The sequence below is a fragment of the Flavobacteriaceae bacterium genome, from assembly GCA_003443635.1.
Classification (GTDB): domain Bacteria; phylum Bacteroidota; class Bacteroidia; order Flavobacteriales; family Flavobacteriaceae; genus AU392.
Genome location: CP031964.1, coordinates 2023305 through 2043995, shown reverse-complemented (window position 1 = coordinate 2043995; position 20691 = coordinate 2023305). Strand labels below are relative to the sequence as shown.

At 29.5% G+C, this 20691-nt stretch carries 18 protein-coding genes; 8 read left to right on the top strand and 10 right to left on the bottom strand.

The window, feature by feature from the left end; translation table 11 throughout:
• Window positions 1–237 precede the first annotated feature (237 nt).
• A complete protein-coding gene (locus D1817_09340; GenBank protein AXT20077.1) occupies window positions 238–1611 on the top strand; it encodes a DUF3179 domain-containing protein in 1374 nt (457 codons plus the stop codon).
• Window positions 1612–1670: 59 nt separating this feature from the next.
• Here the strand turns inward: D1817_09340 and D1817_09335 are convergent, their stop codons facing one another.
• The 3 genes from D1817_09335 to D1817_09325 are packed head-to-tail and all read right to left on the bottom strand — an operon-like array spanning window position 1671 to window position 6628.
• Entirely contained in the window at window positions 1671–2222 is a 552-nt protein-coding gene (locus tag D1817_09335; GenBank protein ID AXT20076.1) for a hypothetical protein, read from the bottom strand.
• Window positions 2223–2270: 48 nt separating this feature from the next.
• The gene (locus D1817_09330) at window positions 2271–3191 is read right to left on the bottom strand and encodes a hypothetical protein (protein ID AXT20075.1); all 921 of its coding nucleotides are present in this window, start codon (window positions 3189–3191) and stop codon (window positions 2271–2273) included.
• A 44-nt stretch (window positions 3192–3235) separates the two neighbouring features.
• Window positions 3236–6628, bottom strand: coding sequence for an amidohydrolase (locus D1817_09325; GenBank protein ID AXT21258.1), 3393 nt, complete (start codon window positions 6626–6628; stop codon window positions 3236–3238).
• A 189-nt stretch (window positions 6629–6817) separates the two neighbouring features.
• On the opposite strand from D1817_09325, the gene D1817_09320 reads away from it, so the two are divergent.
• The 6 genes from D1817_09320 to D1817_09295 all read left to right on the top strand — a co-directional run bounded on the left by D1817_09320 (window position 6818) and on the right by D1817_09295 (window position 12551).
• Complete coding sequence (locus tag D1817_09320; protein AXT20074.1) at window positions 6818–8248, top strand: alpha/beta fold hydrolase; 1431 nt, start codon at window positions 6818–6820, stop codon at window positions 8246–8248.
• Between the two features lie 103 nt (window positions 8249–8351).
• Window positions 8352–9908: a DEAD/DEAH box helicase gene (locus D1817_09315; GenBank protein ID AXT20073.1), complete on the top strand. Its 1557-nt coding sequence runs from the start codon at window positions 8352–8354 to the stop codon at window positions 9906–9908.
• Window positions 9909–9985: 77 nt separating this feature from the next.
• Window positions 9986–10360, top strand: coding sequence for a cupin domain-containing protein (locus D1817_09310; protein AXT20072.1), 375 nt, complete (start codon window positions 9986–9988; stop codon window positions 10358–10360).
• Between the two features lie 5 nt (window positions 10361–10365).
• Window positions 10366–11130: an SDR family oxidoreductase gene (locus D1817_09305; protein AXT20071.1), complete on the top strand. Its 765-nt coding sequence runs from the start codon at window positions 10366–10368 to the stop codon at window positions 11128–11130.
• Between the two features lie 12 nt (window positions 11131–11142).
• A complete protein-coding gene (locus tag D1817_09300; protein ID AXT21257.1) occupies window positions 11143–11895 on the top strand; it encodes an SDR family oxidoreductase in 753 nt (250 codons plus the stop codon).
• A gap of 68 nt (window positions 11896–11963) precedes the next feature.
• On the top strand, window positions 11964–12551 hold the full coding sequence (locus tag D1817_09295; GenBank protein ID AXT20070.1) for a DUF4251 domain-containing protein: 588 nt from the start codon (window positions 11964–11966) through the stop codon (window positions 12549–12551).
• An 85-nt stretch (window positions 12552–12636) separates the two neighbouring features.
• Here the strand turns inward: D1817_09295 and D1817_09290 are convergent, their stop codons facing one another.
• The 3 genes from D1817_09290 to D1817_09280 form a co-directional block, all read right to left on the bottom strand.
• A complete protein-coding gene (locus D1817_09290) occupies window positions 12637–13293 on the bottom strand; it encodes a hypothetical protein (protein AXT20069.1) in 657 nt (218 codons plus the stop codon).
• A gap of 217 nt (window positions 13294–13510) precedes the next feature.
• Entirely contained in the window at window positions 13511–14170 is a 660-nt protein-coding gene (locus D1817_09285) for a hypothetical protein (protein AXT20068.1), read from the bottom strand.
• A 136-nt stretch (window positions 14171–14306) separates the two neighbouring features.
• Window positions 14307–15470, bottom strand: a complete 1164-nt coding sequence (locus tag D1817_09280; protein ID AXT20067.1) for a glucose sorbosone dehydrogenase — start codon at window positions 15468–15470, stop codon at window positions 14307–14309.
• A gap of 171 nt (window positions 15471–15641) precedes the next feature.
• Between D1817_09280 and D1817_09275 the strand changes: the two genes are divergently transcribed.
• The gene (locus tag D1817_09275) at window positions 15642–16553 is read left to right on the top strand and encodes an EamA family transporter (protein AXT20066.1); all 912 of its coding nucleotides are present in this window, start codon (window positions 15642–15644) and stop codon (window positions 16551–16553) included.
• Between the two features lie 23 nt (window positions 16554–16576).
• On the opposite strand, the gene D1817_09270 is transcribed toward D1817_09275, so the two are convergent.
• From D1817_09270 to D1817_09255, 4 genes are all read right to left on the bottom strand, one after another.
• Window positions 16577–17128, bottom strand: coding sequence for a DUF2911 domain-containing protein (locus D1817_09270; protein ID AXT20065.1), 552 nt, complete (start codon window positions 17126–17128; stop codon window positions 16577–16579).
• Window positions 17129–17231: 103 nt separating this feature from the next.
• Window positions 17232–17729: a hypothetical protein gene (locus D1817_09265; GenBank protein ID AXT20064.1), complete on the bottom strand. Its 498-nt coding sequence runs from the start codon at window positions 17727–17729 to the stop codon at window positions 17232–17234.
• Between the two features lie 40 nt (window positions 17730–17769).
• Entirely contained in the window at window positions 17770–18498 is a 729-nt protein-coding gene (locus D1817_09260) for an AraC family transcriptional regulator (protein AXT20063.1), read from the bottom strand.
• A gap of 100 nt (window positions 18499–18598) precedes the next feature.
• Window positions 18599–20626, bottom strand: coding sequence for a hypothetical protein (locus tag D1817_09255; protein AXT20062.1), 2028 nt, complete (start codon window positions 20624–20626; stop codon window positions 18599–18601).
• Window positions 20627–20691: the final 65 nt, after the last annotated feature.

Below are 20691 nucleotides of genomic sequence, written 5' to 3'. Positions count from 1 at the left end.
TAAAGTATATAATGCTTCTAGTGATCTTGAAAATGAAGTGTTAAAAAATAACAGAATAAATACTAAAAGAAAAGTAAGGATATATACTTTAATAATTAAGAAAACTTTCTTTTTCATAAACTAATTTACATACTAGACTGTAACATTCATAATATGTTACAAATTATCACTTTTTAATTATCAATGAGTTAGCTATTATATAATTAGACGACTCAAAATAAAATAGATCTTACAAAAATGAATATACACAAAACTTTTATAGCTGGATTAATTTTCTTTTTTACATTCATAATTTCTATTAACAGCCAGAATTATTTACCAGATGTAGAAGGATTTAAACACTTTAAAACGTTAATTTCTAATTCAGATATAGATATACAATCAAAATCCATTAAGTGGATAGATGAACATTGGAAATCTGAATACGAAATTATGATATTAGAACTTTTTTATTTTAAAGTAAACCAATCATCAGGACATAATTACTTAAACTTATTAGAAAAGAAAACGAAACAAAAATTTGGTTACGATTTTAATAAATGGTACGAATGGATATGGAACAAAGAAGAACAATTAACTAATGAATATCACGAATTTAAAGCAGAATTGCATAAAAATATAGATTTTCATTTCTCAAAATATTTCTTAGATAGACAAAATGAAAGAACTATTCGCTTAGATGAGATTCGATGGGGTGGTGTTTTACAAGATGGAATCCCACCATTGAGGAATCCCAAGATGATTTTAGCTAATAAAGCTAGATATTTAGAAGATGATAATGTGGTATTTGGTGTTGAAATTAATGGAGATTTTAGAGCTTACCCCAAACGTATATTAGCTTGGCATGAAATGTTTACAGATGATATTGGAGGGATTTCTGTCGCTGGAGTGTATTGTACTTTATGTGGCACGGTAATTCTTTACAAAACAGAGCATAGTGGAATAAAATATAAAATGGGTACTAGTGGATTTTTATATAGATCTAATAAATTAATGTATGATAAAAAAACACAATCCCTTTGGAATACATTATGGGGGAAACCAGTAGTAGGGCCTTTGGTTGATAAAGGAATTGAATTTGAATATTTGAGTGTAATAACGACAACTTGGGGAGAATGGAAACGTAGACACCCAGAAACAACAGTTTTAGCTTTAAATACCGGTTTTAGAAGAGATTATGGTGAAGGTGTGGCCTATCAAAATTATTTTGCAACTGATGAACTCATGTTTAATGTCCCGGAAGTAAATAAAAAGTTAAAAAATAAACAATCTATCTTAGCGATTCGTTTTCCAGAGCTTCAAGAAGAACCTTTGGCAATTTCTGTTAAATATTTAGAAAAACATCCTATTTATGAAGATAAAATCGGTACTCAAAAGTTTGTGGTATTAACAGATAATACAGGAGCAAATCGTGTATACGAACGAAATAACGAATCGTTTAAAAATTACGATAAAAATATAACAGCAATAGATATAGAAGGTGAAAAATGGACTGTTTACGAAAATAGATTAGAAGATAATAATGGCAATATTTTGAGGCGTATAAACACATTTAATGCTTTTTGGTTTGGATGGCAATCTGCTTATCCCAATACAAGATTAGTAAAATAGTAGATATAAAAAAACTCCAACTTAATCAAGTTGGAGTTTTTAAGTCTTGAATCCCTACATTATTTACAAGGAATAATAATTTGATTCATTATATCCCAAAGTTTATGTTGATAGGGTTGAGGAGAAAATTCAAAATATGCGATATGCTTTTTTGTAATCTCACAATAGGTAGTAGATACTTTTACATTTAAAATTTTTAGCGCTTCTGTAAAAAACACATCAAAAATAGTTACTTCACCTATAAACAATTTTTCACTGTTACTACGAATAATATTCGTTTTAGTAGGTACGATTGCTTCTTTTGTTAAACCTTTCCCTGTACCTACAAGATTGAGCAAGCCATCAAAATAAATTTTTAATTCTTTATTTAAACTTTCTGCTGTAATATTTGGATCTACATCTAGATGCCAAGCAAATTTATAAGTCCAGAATTCCTCACTGTTTTTATCACCCCATCCACTAGAAAATCTTACAAACTCCAAGCCTTTATAATCTAACTCTGGAGCAAAACTTAATGGTAAAGTTAAAGTTTCTTTTCTCCAATTATCCGGAGCATCCATTAAAAAAGACTGTTTTCTTGTTTGCTCTTGAGCTGATACCGTAAAAAACAACAATAGCATCACTATAGAAAATAAGCTGTTATGTTTCATTTAAAGTAATTATTTTAATAACTCTTTAACTCCATTCTCTAAATTATATAAAGTTGTAATTTCTTTTTCAGACAGAGGTTTGTTAAAAATAGATAGCTCATCATATAATCCTATATAACTTAAACCTAAATAAATGTTTGATTGATCTAACTCCCAAGTAAAAGGATCAGATATATTTGAACGCGTTCCTTTTAGTTCACCATTCATATATAATGAAGCTTGACCATTCTCGGTGTTTAAATTAGAAAAATTAATAAGTATATGTGTCCATTGTCCTTTTGCAAATGGAGGATTTTTAACTGCAGCTAAAGCTTTAATAAAGTTTTCATTTTCATTATCTGGACCATCGGGATTAGGGTTCCAAACATCTCGATCTCCAATTACACCTAATCTAAAGTCTCTTGGATTATCTCTTGTAAAATCTACCCAAATTGCAGCATCATTGTAACTAACATCTGTAATTTGGATAGGATCACAATATCCAGGTTCCAAATCTGTAGCTGGATCGAGGCTTAGCCAAAATGATACAGCTCCGCTCCAATCAGTTTTAGAATAAGCAATATTTTTAGTACTTGGATAATAAATGTTACCTCTACTTCTTTCTGTAAATAAAAGCCCACCACCAAATTTACCTTGACCTTTTACTAATTTAATATCGGGTTTATGTAATCCAACTTTAGCAGAATCTCTTGCTCTACGATTTGGAACAGTATATAACTGTTTATCTCCTAAAGCAAAATCTGCTTCAACGCCATTATCAAAAGAAGAGTAGAGAGTCAATGCTGCTTTTAAATCTTCATGAGTAGTATCTTTTTCTGCACACGAATTAAAAGCTACTAAAAACAGAATAATAAATGTTATTTTATAAATTTTCATAATAGTTTTATCAATTTTAGTTGATTGTAAAGATAATGAATTAAAAAACCTCATTCTAAACTCAAATAGAACGAGGTTTTTTAATATTAATATTATAATTAATTTTTAACTCCTGGCAAGTTTTGTGGTTTTTTTTCTTGATGCCACCAAAAACTATCAGCTTTCTTTTGCCTTGGATAAACTTCATCTAGAGTATTCCCATCATACAAACGGCCATTTTTCATTACTTGAATTACTGTGTTTGTATTTCTAATATCATCTAGTGGGTTTCTTTCTAAAATCACTAAATCTGCTAATTTTCCAACTTCAATTGAACCAATATCTCCATCTAATCCTATAGATTTTGCTCCTAGTATTGTTGCAGCTTTTAGAGCATTTACGATAGATGTTCCTGATGCTGTTGCCCAAAGCTCCCAATGAAATCCAAGACCTTGTAATTGACCATGACTACCAACTCCTGCTAAACCACCAGCATTAATTAAATCTTCAACAAACTCGGCATGTCTAGTAAATACATGCTCTTCATCCATAAACCAACCTGGTCTTCTCCTAGATTTACTAGCTAAATCTGTATAAGGCGTAAAGTATTGCATTTTCTTATCGTGATATGGATTCTCTCTTGAATAAAAATAATTTTCTGCCCAAGGTCCACCATAAGACACTAAAAGTGTAGGTGTATAAGCAATTTTAGATTGTGCAGCTGCTTGAATAATATCTTTATATATAGGCGTAATAGGGTAGGAGTGCTCGTGTCCTGGATAACCATCTAAAATTTCAGTAATGTTACGTTTAAAATCTAAACTACCTTCTGTAGTAGGCATTAATTGTTGCTCTTTTGAAGCTTCAATAACCCATTGTCTGTGCTGCCTATTACCAACATTATACATTTTAATAGTATTAGTATTATAATACTCGCTATATTTCTTTAAAGCTTCACGTGTATGATCTAAACTTTTTAAGTAATATGCCCAAGATCCTAAACCTGGCCCCGTAGAGTATGCTCTTGGCCCTAACATTTCTCCTGTTTTTACTAGATCAAAATATGTTAATACATCTGTGCTACCGGTTTGAGGGTCTCGAGAAGCAGTTACACCATAAGCTAAATTAGCTGCATAAGACCATACTTGACTTTTATGAATTCCAGAATAAGTTCTTAAATGTGAATGTGTGTCTACCAAACCAGGAATAATTGTCTTTCCAGAAGCATCAATAATCTCTGCATTTCTTGGTACGTCTAAACTTTCTGAAGGACCAACACCTTTAATACGGTTATCTACAATTAAAATATCTCCATTTTCAATTACATTATCTCCGTTCATAGTAATGATACGTGCACCTTTAATTAAAGCAGTTCCTTTAGGAATATCTCTAGTAATTTCAACTTTTACTTTAAGTTCAGTCGCTTTATAAGTCTCTTTTTTATCCTTCTTAGCTTTTTCTTTATCCTTTTTTTCTTCCTCTTTACGTTTATCTTCTGGAAGGTTTTCTAACTCTTTCTTTCGAGCTTTTTTTTCTGCTTTTAACCTATCTTCTTCAATTTTAGAAGTTTCTAAGTCATATATAAAGTGTGCACTTCCAAGAGACCAATGTACTTTTTTGGCATCTGAGGACCAAGCTGGAAACTCTCCTCCAAAAATTGTAAGCTTTTTAGATGGGAACTGAGATGATTCAGGTTTAGCAACAGATATTCTAGGTGTTTGTCCATATTTAGGAACAGTAACTACATACACATCATTAGCGATCAATGCCATTGCTTTATCTCCTTTTGGTGCCATATAAATTTCTACAGGTCTAGCACCTTGAGCATTTTCTTCTGGAATATGATCTTGATCTAAATGTGAATGATCACTATCATCTGTAGCACTTCCAAAAGTTACAATGCCAGTAATACTTATAATATCTTTTTCATCTGTACCATCCCAACGCATTGAACTTAATCCACGACCACTACTCAAATAAATGCGATCATCAGTATCAATAAAATGAGGATTCCTCCTTCCATTAGTTTTAGTAATAAATGTAATTTCACCACCATTCGAAGGTATCCATGCAAAATCTTCAGCACCAGAAAAAGCGCCTCTTAAATAAGCATTTCTAAAATTCTGCGCACTTCCTTTAGTAAATAAGATACGGTTAGTTTTTGCATCCCATACAGGTGTACCATATAAAGCAGATTCTCTAGTTAGTTTAACAGGAGTTGAATTATTAGCAGTTCCAGCTTTGTAAAGATGTCCTCCATTTGCTTCAGACCAAGTGGTATACACAACTTCTTTACCATCTGGAGACCAGCTTGGTTGAGTTTCTGCGATATCCATTTTTGTTAAGCGTTTTGGCTTTCCATTAGGAAGCTTCATAATATATAATTTATTAAGAGCGCTAAAAACCAATTGTTTTCCATCTGGTGAAGGTTTTGCATAGCGTATTTGATTTGCAAACATTTCTTTCTCATCAGAAATAGGATATTTGAACTCTAATTTTGGACCTATTGCTAATTCTACGTTAACATTAAAAGGAATTTCTATAGCATTGCCTCCAGAAACAGGGATTTTATATATTTTACCACCATATGATGCTAATACATTTTTATTGTCTGGAGTAAATGTCATTGCAGGTAAAACACCTAGTGGCGCTACAGATTCTTGTTCGTCTCTTTGAACTGGGTAAGCTAGCCATTTCTCATCGCCGGATTTTAAATTACGTAAAACCAATCCTGTTTTTTCTTCATAACGTGAACCATATACCATCCAATTTCCATCATTAGATAAAGTTGTAGTAAAGGCAGATCCATATCTAGATGTAACTGTCGCAGAACGCCCAGTTTCAAGATCATAACGTGCTATTTGGTATTGTGGTAATTGTGCATTGTAATTCCATGCTCCAGTACGTCTTGAGTAATAAATATACTTATTATCTGGACTAAATGTAGGCTCAATTGTTTTTAAATTTCTAGGCTCTTTAATAAGTTGAGTACCGCCACCGCCATCTTTGTGGTATAAATGTAATTTTAAGCTTCTTTTGCCTTTAGCCACAGTTATATAATTACCATCAGGAGACCAATCTGCAGATTGTACTTCTCCCTTTTTATCTTTAGTAATTTGTTGGGTTTCCTTAGAAGTTAATTCCATTGTCCAAACATTATCATTTCCACTTCTGTCTGAAGTAAAAACAATGCTTTTGCCGTCAGGACTAAAACGTGGATTGGTATCTAAAGCTAATCCATCTGTAATACGAGTTGCATTACCACCACTTACAGGGATAGTATATAAATCACCCAACATATCAAAAATGATTGTTTTCCCGTCTGGACTAATATCTAAAGATAACCAAGTACCTTCTGTGGTGTTAAACTTTAAAACTCTTCCACTTTCAAGAGGTAAACCTTTAAATTTTGTTTGATTAGATAAGGAGTCTTTTTTTTGTGCTGTACTTATTAAACCTAAACATAAAAAGGAAATAAAACCTAATCGCTTAAGAAATTTAAAGCTAAGCATTGCTTTTAAAACTTGCATAGTTTTGGTAGTATTTTAGTGTTAGTGTTCAAATATATTTATTATAAATTAACATAAGGAAGTATTAACAATACCTTAATAAATGTTACCATAAGCATTTTTTGTCCATAATCAATACTTAACGTATTAAAATGACAGTTATCTTTGTTAATATCGATCAAATTAAAAAATATGAAAATCAAATTAATATTAGTTGCTATTTTATTCTTTTTAATAAGTTGTAACAGCTCAACTAAAACGTCACATAAAGATTTAAGTTTAAAAATAGAAAATACAGAAACAAGAGAATCAGGGTTTATTGAAGTTCCAGAAAATAGAACGCTTAAAAATAATAAAACGATAAAGTTAGCTTATGTTGTTATAAAATCAAGGAACTCTAATTCTAAAAAACACCCTATTTTATATTTACAAGGTGGTCCAGGAGCACCTACACTTTTTATGGAACGGTTTTGGGAAAATAATAACTTACGAAATGATAGAGATATTGTTTTAATGGATCAAAGGGGTACTGGGTTATCTAATTCAATTTGTTCTGATTTTGGCTCTAAAATGTTTGCAGTTTTAGCTAAAAACCTTTCTCCCGAAGGTGAATATCATGAAATGCGCAAGTTGCTAAAAAAATGTAAATCTATAGCTATAGATAAAGAAATAGATCTTTCTGCCTACAATAGTAAAGAAAATGCAGCTGATTTTGAAGATTTAAGAAAACATCTTGGTTATGAAAAATGGAATGTTTATGGTGGATCTTACGGATCAAGATTGGCGTTAACCATTATGAGAGATTTTCCTGAGGCGGTTAGAACTGGAACCATTTTCGGAGTGTTTTCACCAGAGGTTAGTTTATATGATGATCTAATAAATAATTTTGAACAATCTCTGTTTGGTGTTTTTCAAGAATGTAATAATGATCTTGATTGTAGTAAGCGTTACCCAGCTTTAAAAAAAGAGCTTTTTAAAGCTTTAGATATTTTAGACAAAACTCCCTATGAATTTGACTTAAACGGAAATTCGTTTATACTAAACTCTCAAGATATGTTACTAGCTGTGCATCAAATGCTATATAGTAGAGCAACTATAGCACAAATTCCTTTATTTATTAAAGCTGTTAATAATAAAAATGTTGATATCATTAAAAGAGGTTTACAACCAACGATAAATGTATCAAATCTTATAAATTTTGCAATGAACATGTCCATGAACGCTAATGATGAATTACCGTTTACAAGTGAACGTACTAAAGCATTTTTTGCTAACGCAAATTCTAATTCAAAAAAAGCATTAATTCCCGCTTATTTTGCTTCAGATATTAAACTATTAGAAGAATGGCATCCTTACCGATCCTTACCTATTGAAAATGAACCTGTTGTTTCTGACATTCCAACACTTATTGCTAATGGGAAATTTGATCCCGTAACACCTCCTCGAAATGCAATTTTAGCAAGTAAGAATTTATCAAATTCTTACTATGCAGAATTTAAATCTGACGGGCATAGTTTTTTTAATTCTTGTTTTTTTAATATATCTAGAGAATTTTTAGATGCCCCTTATAAAGAACCTGATTTTTCTTGTTTAAATCAGAATACAAACATTAGATGGAATTAATTTCTAATTTTTAATAAATTGTATTAAAAGTTAATAAGATTTAACAATATCACTCTTTAAAAACTTTTAAAACGTTGTATTTTTGTGCGTCACAAAAATTGCTATGTCCATAATATCAACTACAGAATTAGAAGAAAGAAAAACAGGTAAAGATTTATATAGTTATCAAAAAGGTGCTATTAGTAAAATTTTTAAAAGCTTTGAAGATGCGCCTAAAGATTATCATTTATTATATCAATTACCAACAGGGGGTGGAAAAACTGTTATTTTTTCGGAAATTGTTAGGCAATATTTAAAACATCATAAAAAAAGAGTTTTAGTCTTAACGCATCGTATAGAATTATGTAAGCAAACTTCTAATATGCTTACAGAATTTGGTGTTATTAATAAGGTTATAGATAGTAAGGCTAGTCTGGATGATCAAAATGATTATAGCTGTTTTGTCGCTATGGTTGAAACTCTAAATAATAGATTAAATGACAATAAATTAGATATTTCTGATATAGGTTTAGTAATTATTGATGAAGCACATTACAATTCCTTTACAAAATTATTCAAATTTTTCTATCAATCATTTATATTAGGAGTTACGGCAACACCTTTAAGCTCTAATATTGACATGCCAATGACTGATAACTATGACGAATTAATTGTAGGCGAGTCAATAGAATCTCTTATAAAAAATAAATTCTTATCGAGAGCAGAAATGTTTTCTTATAATGTAGGATTAACTTCTTTAGTAGTAGGTGCAAATGGAGACTATACAGTAAAATCTTCTGAAGATTTATATACTAATTCAGACATGCTCTTTAAACTAACTAGTGCGTATGAAGAGCGGTCAAAAGGTAAAAAAACCTTAATTTTTAATAACGGTATTAAAACTTCATTAATGGTTTATGATACTTTTAGACGTTTAGGCTTGCCAATTGCCCATCTAGATAATACTGCATCTAAAAAAGAAAGGAAAGCGATATTAGAATGGTTTAAAAATACTCCTGATGCTATTTTAACATCTGTAAGTATTTTAACAACTGGGTTTGACGAGCCTACTGTAGAATCAATCATTTTAAATAGAGCAACAAAATCGTTAACTCTATATTATCAAATGATAGGAAGAGGTTCTCGTATTTTAGATAATAAAGATACATTTGATGTTATTGATTTAGGTAATAATTTTCATCGATTCGGACCCTGGGGAGCAGATTTAGATTGGCAACGCATATTTAGATCTCCAGATTATTATTTAAATGGGTTGTTAAGTGATGAGGAATTAGAAAGCAATTTTAGGTATGAAATGCCTGAAGCTTTAAGAGCTGAGTTTGCTAACTCTAAGGAAGTGTATTTTGATATTAGAAAAACATACTTAGAATCAATTAGAAACGGGGAATCTTCTAAAGTTGTTTTAAAGCGATCTATAGAACAGCATGCAAAAATTTGTATAGAAAATAGTGAAGATATTTTTGATGCTTTAATTTTAATGAAATCATTAGGTGATGATATTGATTATCGCATACAACGTTATACTAAATGTATAAGTAAAAGTACTCACAACTTTGTAGACTGGTTAAGAGATGATTATCGTAAAAAATTAAGAGCTTATTTACGAGAAAATTTTGATACAATTTTTGAAGAAATTCATGGGCATCCCCCAGAAGAATAAGTTTATGATTTTACTAAGATTTTTTTAAAGACTATTAAATATATTTGTTTTAATATTAATCTAAACCAAATATAAAAATGAGTAGCTTAGTAAAAAGAGTGAACTGGGATGAAGTTCCAACAGAACAAGTAGGCCCTAAAATGGAACGTAAATTAGTTTATGGCGAAAAAGTAATGATCGCTAGAATGAAATTTAAAGCTGGATTCTCAGTACCATTACATCAACATATTAATGAGCAAGTAACTCAGGTTGTTTCTGGAACAATGCGCTTTTGGTTTGGAGAGAATAAAGAAGAAACATTTGATATGCATTCTGGAGATGTAGTTGTAATTCCTGCAAATGTCCCTCATGAAGCCTTAATGGTAACAGATGTTGAAGAAATTGACACATGGACACCAATTCGTGAAGATTGGTTAGATGGAAGCGATGATTACTTAAGGAATGATTCATAATTTCTATGGATTTAGGTTTAAAAAATAAAAATGCTTTTATCGCAGCATCAAGTCAAGGACTTGGCAAAAGTGTTGCTTTAGAACTCGCTAAAGAAGGCGCTAACGTTATAATTAATGGTCGTAACGTAAAGTTATTAGAAGAAACTCGGCAAGAAATTGATGCTATTGGTAGCGGAAATGTTTTAGCTCTTGTAGGGGATTTATCTATTGAAGCAGAGCGTAATTCGGTGATTAAATCTACGCTAGACGAATTTAAATATATAGATATCTTAGTTACTAATACTGGAGGGCCTCCAGCTGGTAGGTTTGAAACTTTAACACAAGAACAATGGGATGCAACTTATCAATTGTTATTGGGTAGTGCAGTATCTATGATTAGAAGTTTTTTGCCAGGTATGAAATCACAACCTTGGGGTCGTATTATTTCGATTACTTCTCAAGCAGTAAAACAACCCGTTGAAAATTTAATACTATCAAATTCAGTAAGAGCTTCGGTCGTTGGTTTAATGAAAACTTTAGCAAGCGAACTAGGTTCAGATAACATTACAGTTAATAACGTAATGCCTGGTTACACACAAACCAATCGTTTAAAAACATTAATTGATAATAATCCTGATTTTGGTAATGCAGTTAATGAAATACCATTAAAACGTTTTGGCAACCCTGAAGAGTTTGCTGCAGCAGTTACTTTTTTAGCTAGTGAACGTGCTAGTTATATTACGGGAACTTCTTTAGCTGTAGATGGAGGTTGGGTTAAAAATATTTTATAAATAATGACTAAAATTGATTTAACAGGCCAAAAAATATTAGTTACTGGAGCTTCTGATGGTATAGGAAAAGGCGTTGCCGATTTTTTAATGCAAAACGGAGCTCAAGTTGCCATTCATTATAACAGTAATAGAAGTTCAGCAGAAGAACTAGCTAATAAATATCGAAATGAATCTCAAATATTTCAAGCTAATTTAGCAAATGAGGCAGATGTATTTCGTCTTTTTGAAGAAGTAGAAAATATTTTTGAAACCATAGATACCATTATTTTAAATGCAGGAGTTTTTATAGAGCATTCAACAAAAATTAACACTAATGATTGGATGTCTGTTTGGAGAAAAACATTAGATATTAATTTAAATTCTGTCGGATTATTAACTAAATTAGGGATAGATCATTATAAAAAACATAAACAAGGAAGGTTTGTTTATATAGGCAGCCGTGCTGTGTTTAGAGGAGAAACTGAAGAATATCTTGCATATGCAGCTTCTAAAGGAGGTGTTACCTCACTGGCAAGAAGTGTGGCGCGTTCTTTTGGAAAAGATAATATAAAATCTTTTGTAGTATCTCCAGGGTTTACTCGTACACAAATGGCTGAACAGTTTATTGCTGAGTATGGTGAAGAACGTGTTCTTAATGAAATTGCTCTAAATGAATTAACAAAACCAAAAGATTTAGCACCACTTATTGGGTTAATGTGTAGTGGATTAATGGATCATGCAACTGGTGCTACTATAGATGTAAATGCTGGAAGTCATATACGTTAAACTTTATTTAAAGCACTGAATATGGTATAATATTTGCTATATTTATACTGATTATTAAACAATTAGATATGAAAAAGATTTTATTATTAATGATATTATTTGGATTTGGAATAATTACTGCACAATCTAAATCTGAAAAAAGAGCTTTAAAAAAAGAAGTAAGTATAGCTGCATATAACGAAATGAAAGAATTAATTGAATCTGGCAAATTTCAATTTGAAGCATCTTGGGCATTTCCTTTAGGTAATGATATAACTAAAATAAATTTTAGTGGAGGTAATAATATCTTTCAAGGAAATAGGATTAATTTAATAGGTAATACAAATTATATTAAACTGAATTATGAGTTTGCTAATATATCTTTACCATATTTTGGTCAAGTCTATAGAGTTACGAGCTATAACAATAGAGATGATAACGGTTTTGAATTTAAAAACAATATTGAAGATTTAAAAATTACATATAAAGATTCTAAGCGTAGAATAGATGTTAAATTTATAACTAATAAATCTCAGGAAAGTTTGCAAATACATTTAATTATAAATGCAAAAGGGAATACTTATCTTACCGTTAACAGTAGTAATCGCGAGAGTATTCGGTATCAAGGAAGAGTAGTAGCTTTAAAAGAAATTGAAAAAAAGATAGCTTCTAATTAATAATAATATTAAAATAAAATGACACAAAAAAAGATCTGCTCTATAGCAGATCTTTTTTGTATTCTAATTTAAAATTATTTCTCTTTTAAGAAAAATAGTATTTTACTATCTTAATTAAATCTTCTTTATTATCAATTTTTAATTTTTCTTTTTTCACAAACTGTTGTACATTTTTTGCACTATTTGAAAATAGAGCATAAAATTTCTTTTTATTTTTAGGAACTTTTATTAAAGATTTATTACCAAAATCCATATAGTATTCATTGCTTATTTCAGAGTATTTGGCTTTTATAGATGTATGATAACTAGTTTTAGCTTTAGTCGCTGGAGTGAGTTTTACATTTTCTTTTTGAAACAGTGCATGATCTATGTCATCCCAAATAATATGTACAATACCTCTTTCGCCAGAAGCAAAAGTTCTAGTTATATATTCTTTATCATTTAATGAAATAACATAATCTTTATTATTATCTAATGTTATAATTTTTGTCTTCTCATTTTTCTTAACTTCCATAACATCTTGATAAGCATTATAACGTACTAAATAAAACTCTTTAGATTTATTTATTTTTGCAAAGGAGAATTCATTATCTACATATGGTGTGCCAATTGCTTCCTCTGGAAGATCATACGATTTATTTGGTGGAAAAATTCCTGAATTAATACCAAATTGATCAGCATTATTTTGAGAGAACCCAAAAGTAATACTAAAAACGACTAATACTATAATTGTTTTTTTCATTTTATAAATTATTTAGTTATAAGATACAAGCAACATGACAAAAATAATGCCAATTAAAGTAATGCTTTATTTCTTTATGATGTAATAAACTTATTACAAATCAAACTTTCATAATTATACTTTATTCTATAACCTTGATCAAAAAGAAGAATGATAGCATAAAAAAAACCTACTGATTAGAGTAGGTCTTTATTATTATTTATTACTTAAGATTCGTTTAAGAGAAATAAAAATTTAGAATCTTAATTAAATCTTCTTTATTATCAATTTTCAATTTCTCTTTTTTTACAAACTGTTGTACATTTTTTGTATTATCTGAAAATAGAGCATAAAATTTCTTTTTCTTTTTAGGAACCTGAACTAAAGAACCATTACCAAAATCTACATAATATGAGTTAGTTATTTCAGAATATTTAGCTTTTGTAGACGCTTCATAACTAGTTTTAGCTTTAGTAGCTGGAGAAAATTTTACATTTTCTTTTTGAAACAGTGCATGATCAGTATCTTCCCAAACAATATGAGCTATACCTCTTTCCCCATTATCAAAAGCTGTTGTTATGTATTCTTTTCCATTCATAGAAATAACATAATTCTTCTCATTATCTAATACTATTATTTCTGTATTTTCACCTTTTTTAACTTCCATAACATCTTGATGAGCATTATAACGTACTAAATAAAGCTCTTTAGAATTATTTATTTTTGCAAAAGAAAATTCTTCATTTACATAAGGTGTACCAATTGCAGCTACGGGAGGATGATATAATTTATTAGAGAATAATGGTTCAGCTTGAGCTGATAAGTCAACAAATATAGGGCGCTGCGAAAACCCAAAACTAATACAAAAGATGGCTAATAATGTAATTGCTTTTTTCATTTTTTTATTTTTTTATAAAGTTAGTGATAATAAGTTTTATTAAGATTAATTAGATATATAAAAATATCTTAAAATATTATTTAATAGTCGTCAAAAATAGTGCCAGTTAACAATTCTCATGAAATTTTAATAATATTCAGTTTTCTTCAAATTTATAAATAGCACCATCAAAAGCACAGATATATAATTCGTTATTCATATCTGTACCAAATGAGGCAATATTTAAATCAGTATCTTCAATAAGTTCATTATCTGGATTACTACTTAATTCTGCACTAAAAGACCAAATTCTACCTGAGACAAAATCTCCATATACATAGCGCCCTTGTAATTGCGGTATATTATTACCACGATAAACATAACCTCCAGTAATTGACACATCACCATTATCATGGGAGTATTGAAATACTGGAGATGTTAAGTTAGACGCATCACAAATAGTCATTTGAAAACAGTTATTACCTTCAAGAATATTCCATCCATAATTGTTACCATTCTCGATAATATCAATTTCTTCAAAATTATCTTGCCCTACATCACCTGCCCATAACACTCCTGTTTGTATATCAAAACTAATTCGCCATGGATTTCTTAATCCGTATGCGAAAATTTCATTTCTAAAAGTAGGACTCCCTACATATGGGTTATTATTTGGAATAGCATAGTTTAATCCGTTTTCAGTATTATCAATATCAATTCTAAGTATATTGCCAAGCAAATTCGTTCTGTTTTGAGCATTCCCTTGAGGGTCTCCTGCAGAGCCTCCATCACCAGAAGATATATATAAGAAACCATCGGGTCCAAAAGCTAGTTTACCACCATTATGATTAGTAAAAGGCTGTGGTATTTCTAATAACCTCAATTCACTATTTGGATCTGCTATAGCAGAGTTTGGAGGTGAAACTTGAAAACGAGATACTACCGATAATGTTCTTGATAAAGAATAGTTTACATAAAAATAACCATTAGTTTGATAATTGGGGTGGAATGCAAGTGCTAATAACCCCATTTCATCTTCAGAATCATCAACAATAGATTCTATGTTTAAAAAAATATTACTGGATGTTACCGTAGAGCTATTTTCAAAAACATTAATAATGCCTCGTTGCTCAACAATAAATATTCGATTAGTCCCATCATTTGGACTCTGCAAATCTAAAGGACGAATAAATTGAAGATTAGGGAATGCATTTATGATTTCTATATCTGTGGCGATAGGAGTAATTTCATTATCTAAAATACTATCACTACAAGAAAATAAGATGCTTAAAAATAAAAATAGTTTAAAAATTGATTTCATCATTTGTAGGTTAATGTATGTTTATTTAACGATGTATATCTATAATTATTTGAATATAATTGGTTTAACAAATTTAATCTTTAAAACACTTAATATATAGTTTCAATAACATTAACTCAATTAATGTATTAAAAAACGTACTTTCGCGCTTGTAAAAAAGGTATCTCAACTATGGAAAAGCGTACAATGCTTATTATTCTAGCTTTTTTCTCTATTTATGTATTTTGGGGATCCACATATCTGTGGAATAAAATAGCCGTTACTGAATTACCTCCATTTATGTTAGCTTCCATACGTTTTACTACAGCTGGTATTATCATATTTTTAATAGCTAAATCCATGGGGAAAAGTTTAGCTATTACAAAAAAACAATTTTTTAATTGTTTTTTTGCTGGCTTCTTATTCCTTGGTTATGGTAATGGTGTTATAGTTTGGGCTTTACAATTTGTAGATAGTGGTTTTGCTGCTTTAGAAGCATCTTTACAACCTCTTATTATATTGATATTAATGAGAGCAATTCAAAGAAAAAGAATAAAGCCTAAATCTATTATAGGAATATTATTGGGGGTAATAGGTATGTATTTATTAATAAGCCAGCAAGAGTTAACAATGCAAGACGGAAGTACTATAGGGATTATCATGATTTTTACTTGTATCTTATGCTGGAGTTTTGGAAGCCTCTTTGTTGCTAAAGCAGATATTCCAAAAAACTTTTTTATTGCTACAGGGTATCAGATGATCACAGCAGGGGTAATGTTAGCAGTCGGTAGTTTAATATTTCAAGAAACATGGACGCTGCCTACGGTATGGAGTTTTGAAACACAAACCTCACTAATATGCTTAATATTTTTTGGAAGTATTGCTGCTTTCACCTCTTTTAATTATTTACTAAAAGTAGTTTCTACAGAAAAAGTAGCTACATCTGCTTATGTGAATCCAGTTATAGCTCTATTATTAGGTTGGTATTTTTTAGAAGAGCAAATTACACTTCAATCTATTATAGCAGCTTGTGTACTTTTAACAGGAGTATATTTTATAAATAGCAGAAAAGATAATAAAAGAAACTATAGAAAAAACAGTTGAGTTTTAAATACCCTATAAAATTGCTATTGTTGGATAGGTATAACTATTTTTGTTTGATCCCAAGATAATAGCAAAGCAAGATCAGGAGTGTTCTCAAAAGAAATAGTAAATAACTCTTCAACCTCACTTATCTCACTTACTGAAACATTAGTAACAAGCGCATCAAATTCTCTTTCTAAAGAAGCTTCGTTTCTGCCTTTAACTCCCCAAGAGTAACTTTTACTATTGAAGATAATTTCCCAACTATTTTTTCCTGGAATTGTGAATAATGAATATTTGCCAGCAGGAAGTTTTTTACCATTGATCGAAATATCTTTATTAGTTTCAAAAGTAGTAGCTTCATTAGCTCCAGTTCTCCAAACTTTTCCATAAGGGACAAGGTCTCCAAAAATAACACGTCCTTTTTTTGATGGACGATTATAAAAAACAGAAAGATTTAAGTCTTCTTGATTATAAACAACAGTATCTTCTGGGCTTGCCTTTTTTGTTTGAGAAATCATGTATTTATATGCTCCAAATAAACCAATACCCAAAATGATTACTATAATTAAAAACCATTTAATAATTTTTTTCATCATTTTTTGATTTTCATGACTAGTAGCAAATATAAAAATTCTGAAAAGAATGATGATAATAGTGTATTAATCATTGAGATGGCATATGTTTTCTCATTAAATATCAAATAGTTGCTATTTTTGTTTTTGCTATTCTATCATATATACTTGCTGTTCCCTTACTAATAATAATACTAATAAAATAAATTAGAACAATAACTTGAGGGCTAATTAAAACTATCCAATTCCAAAGCGGAATATCTGAATTTTGAGTTGAATAAAAAACTGACCAATGTATCCCAAAGTGTGCAATTTCCCAGGGTATTATTTTAAAAACCACTCGAATTAAAATATTTTTTTTTGAATTGTTAAGTACAATTAATTTAAGTTTCTGTTTTCCTAAAGTTGCTTTTTTATAACTACTTTCATATAAATAGAAATACAAAAATACTGGCAACGTAAGAGTAAAAAAACTTATTAAATTCCCTATAATAGGACCTTGTGGTTTTGGAGATTTTCCAATGAGTTTATAAATCAAAAGAGTTAATAAAAATAGTAATCCGGCATAAATTAGAATAATTAGATAGTCAATTAAATATGCATAAATCCTTTTTAGTATCATGTTTTAAAATTTATACATCAAAAATATTTATTATAAATTATTAAGTCTTGTATAAATCGGACACTCTCTTTAAATAACTTTCTGGAGATTTTCCAGTAAATTCTTTGAATTCTTTAATAAAATGTGCTTGGTCGTAATAGCCAAAATCAAAATAAAATCCCTTGGTATTATATGAATGTAAGCAGGATAAAGCATTATGGAATCTAACAATTCTAGATATTTTTTTTGGATTAATTCCTATATCTTTTACAAACCATCGATTAATTGTTCTTGGAGATAAAGCTACTATTCTAGCATAATTTTTAATTATATTTTCATCTTTATAAGATTCTCTTAAATATTGTAAAGCTATAGATATATTCAATTCTTTTTTAGTAAGAAACTTTTTTCTTTTCTTATTATAATATGTTTTAAAAATAACTACCCTTTCTTCAAACGTTTTAGCATTTGATATCTGTTTTGATAATAAAAGTTCTGCACCTGTACCAATTTGTTTTAAATCAACGATTTTATCCGAAATTTCAAAGCATTGGGTTAACTTAAGATAATAAAACCCTCTAAGATAAAGTCTAACTCCAAATAATTTGGATTCTATTTTTAAATAATCATAATTAGAAGTAATTCCTTTAATTTTTGCTTCTAGAGGTAATTTAATAGGGAAAAATAAATTTATATATGGCTCAGGTAGAGTAGGGTAATTACCAGTTTCAGTTGATTCCCAATAACAATCAATCTCATTAACAAAAGACAATTCTTTTTCGTAATCCATTTGTAAATATACCTATTCAAATTTATTACAATAATACCACTAGCTGTTTCTTAAAGTATTTTTCAAAAAAAGACTGTCATAAAGGTATACTTCTATTTACTCACTGTTTAATTTTACTTAATTCATCTACATCTATTAAGATTTTTTCAATATTATCAAGAAGAAAATGTCCACTATTGCTATTTAACATAATAATGTATGCCATATCTAAATCATCATATAGTTTAAAAACAGCTTGAAAATCACCATTATCGCCACTATGCCTTAACACATTACCAAAAGGTGTTTTTTCAACAAAAAGACCTAAACCCATATATTCATCAAATCCCCAAATATTTTCTCTAAAATCCTGAGGTACATTAGTATGATAAGATAGCATCATTTCAAAAGTTTCTGGTTTTAATCCTTTACGATTTTGCAAAGCAATTATAAATTTTGCAAAAGATTTAGCATTAGTAATTAAGCAACCAGCTACCCATGGATTTTCAGGTAAATCAATTTTCCCAGGATAAGAATTATAATGTCCACTTGATTTGTATTTAGCAGCATATTCATTTTTTTTAAAATACATATGCTCTAATTCAAGTGGGGTAACTACTTCTTCATTTAAAACTTCATTAATTTCTTTATTAGTTATTTTTTCTATAACTCGTTTTAAGTACTCATAACCTTCGCCAGAATAACCAAAAGTTGTCCCAGGTTTAAATTTAAATTTTAAAACTCCATTTCGCCTCCAATTTGGTAATCCTGTTTGGTGAGATAATACAATTCGTGCAGTTATCAATTTTGAATACTCATCATCAGAAATTATATCAAAAGGAAGGTATTCATATAAAGGTTTATCTAGATCGATTAATCCCTTTTCATATAATCGTAAGACAGCATATGCGAATACTGGTTTTGTAATGGATGCCACTTCAAAAAGTGTTTCTTCTGTAACTTTCTCCTTAGTATAATTGTTTTTTACTCCATAAGTATTGTGATAAGTTATTTTTCCATTTTTTAATGCTGCAAATGCAACACCTTCAATACCGTAAAACTGCATATGTGCTTTAATAGTTTCGTCGATTTTTTGCTTTCCATTTTCACTTATATCATATAAAAAGTTTCCTTCTTCTTCAAAATAGGGTGTCTTTTCTGGTTGTAAATAATAATTTACTTCATCATTTAAAATACCTTCTTTGACTTTAATGGTTTTAGTTATAGAACTATTTGCTTTATAAAAGGTATAGCCGCTAAAAAAAGCAAGTTTTCCTGGTGTCAAAACATATTCTCCTTTAGGTAAAAGTGTAGAAAATCTTCCATCATTATCAACTGGAAGATATATCCAAAACCTATTGTTTTTTTTAGAAGTTAAAATTACTCCTTCTGGTTTGGTAGTTATTGCACTATCCCTCCAGCTAACCTTACCAGTAATTGTTCCTAACTTTCTAGGGTTTTCATGAAATACTAGAGCACCTATTTTTCCAGGCTGAGAAGTAGCATCTTTATTACTGCTATTAACCCACCCATATCTAGTTTGTGAGTCCTTGTCTACATCATTTATTATATGATCTAATCCAATAACCCTACCATCATATATTGGTTTTTGTAATGTAATTTTTAATTCATAAATCCTTTGTTTATCTTTTGTACTTATTTTATAATCAACTTTTTTCCAATCAAGGAGTTCTTTTAATTTTGGATCCCAATTATTTGAAGCATTCATAAGCTCTTTATAATTTTCAGTAATGGCATAATAACCAACACCTGATCCAACTCGTGAATATTTCTCATTAAGATATAGTGAATACGAATCTTGATTTCTTATACTTGGGTTATCTTTATCTGAAAAATACATATCGTCTTCCACCACTATAGCTAGATACAATGCGTTTTGGTTTAAATTATATCCAGTCATAAAATAAGCAGAAAAATTCCCTTCATTTTTATTATTAATTCTTTGCAAAGGTTTTTCAATTGGATAATGATTTAAATTAGATGGCCAATCATTGATATTACCATCTATTTTTATAGTAGTGTCAATAGGATTACTGTAAATAATATTATGAGTTTGTAAATTTTGTGCTTTGTTGCTGTAAGATAATAATAGTAGTAGTAAAGAGCTTATTGATTTTATAAGTTGCATATTAATATTTTTAGTTTAATATCATACAGATTAAATATTAATTAAAATGTTACACTTATAATGAT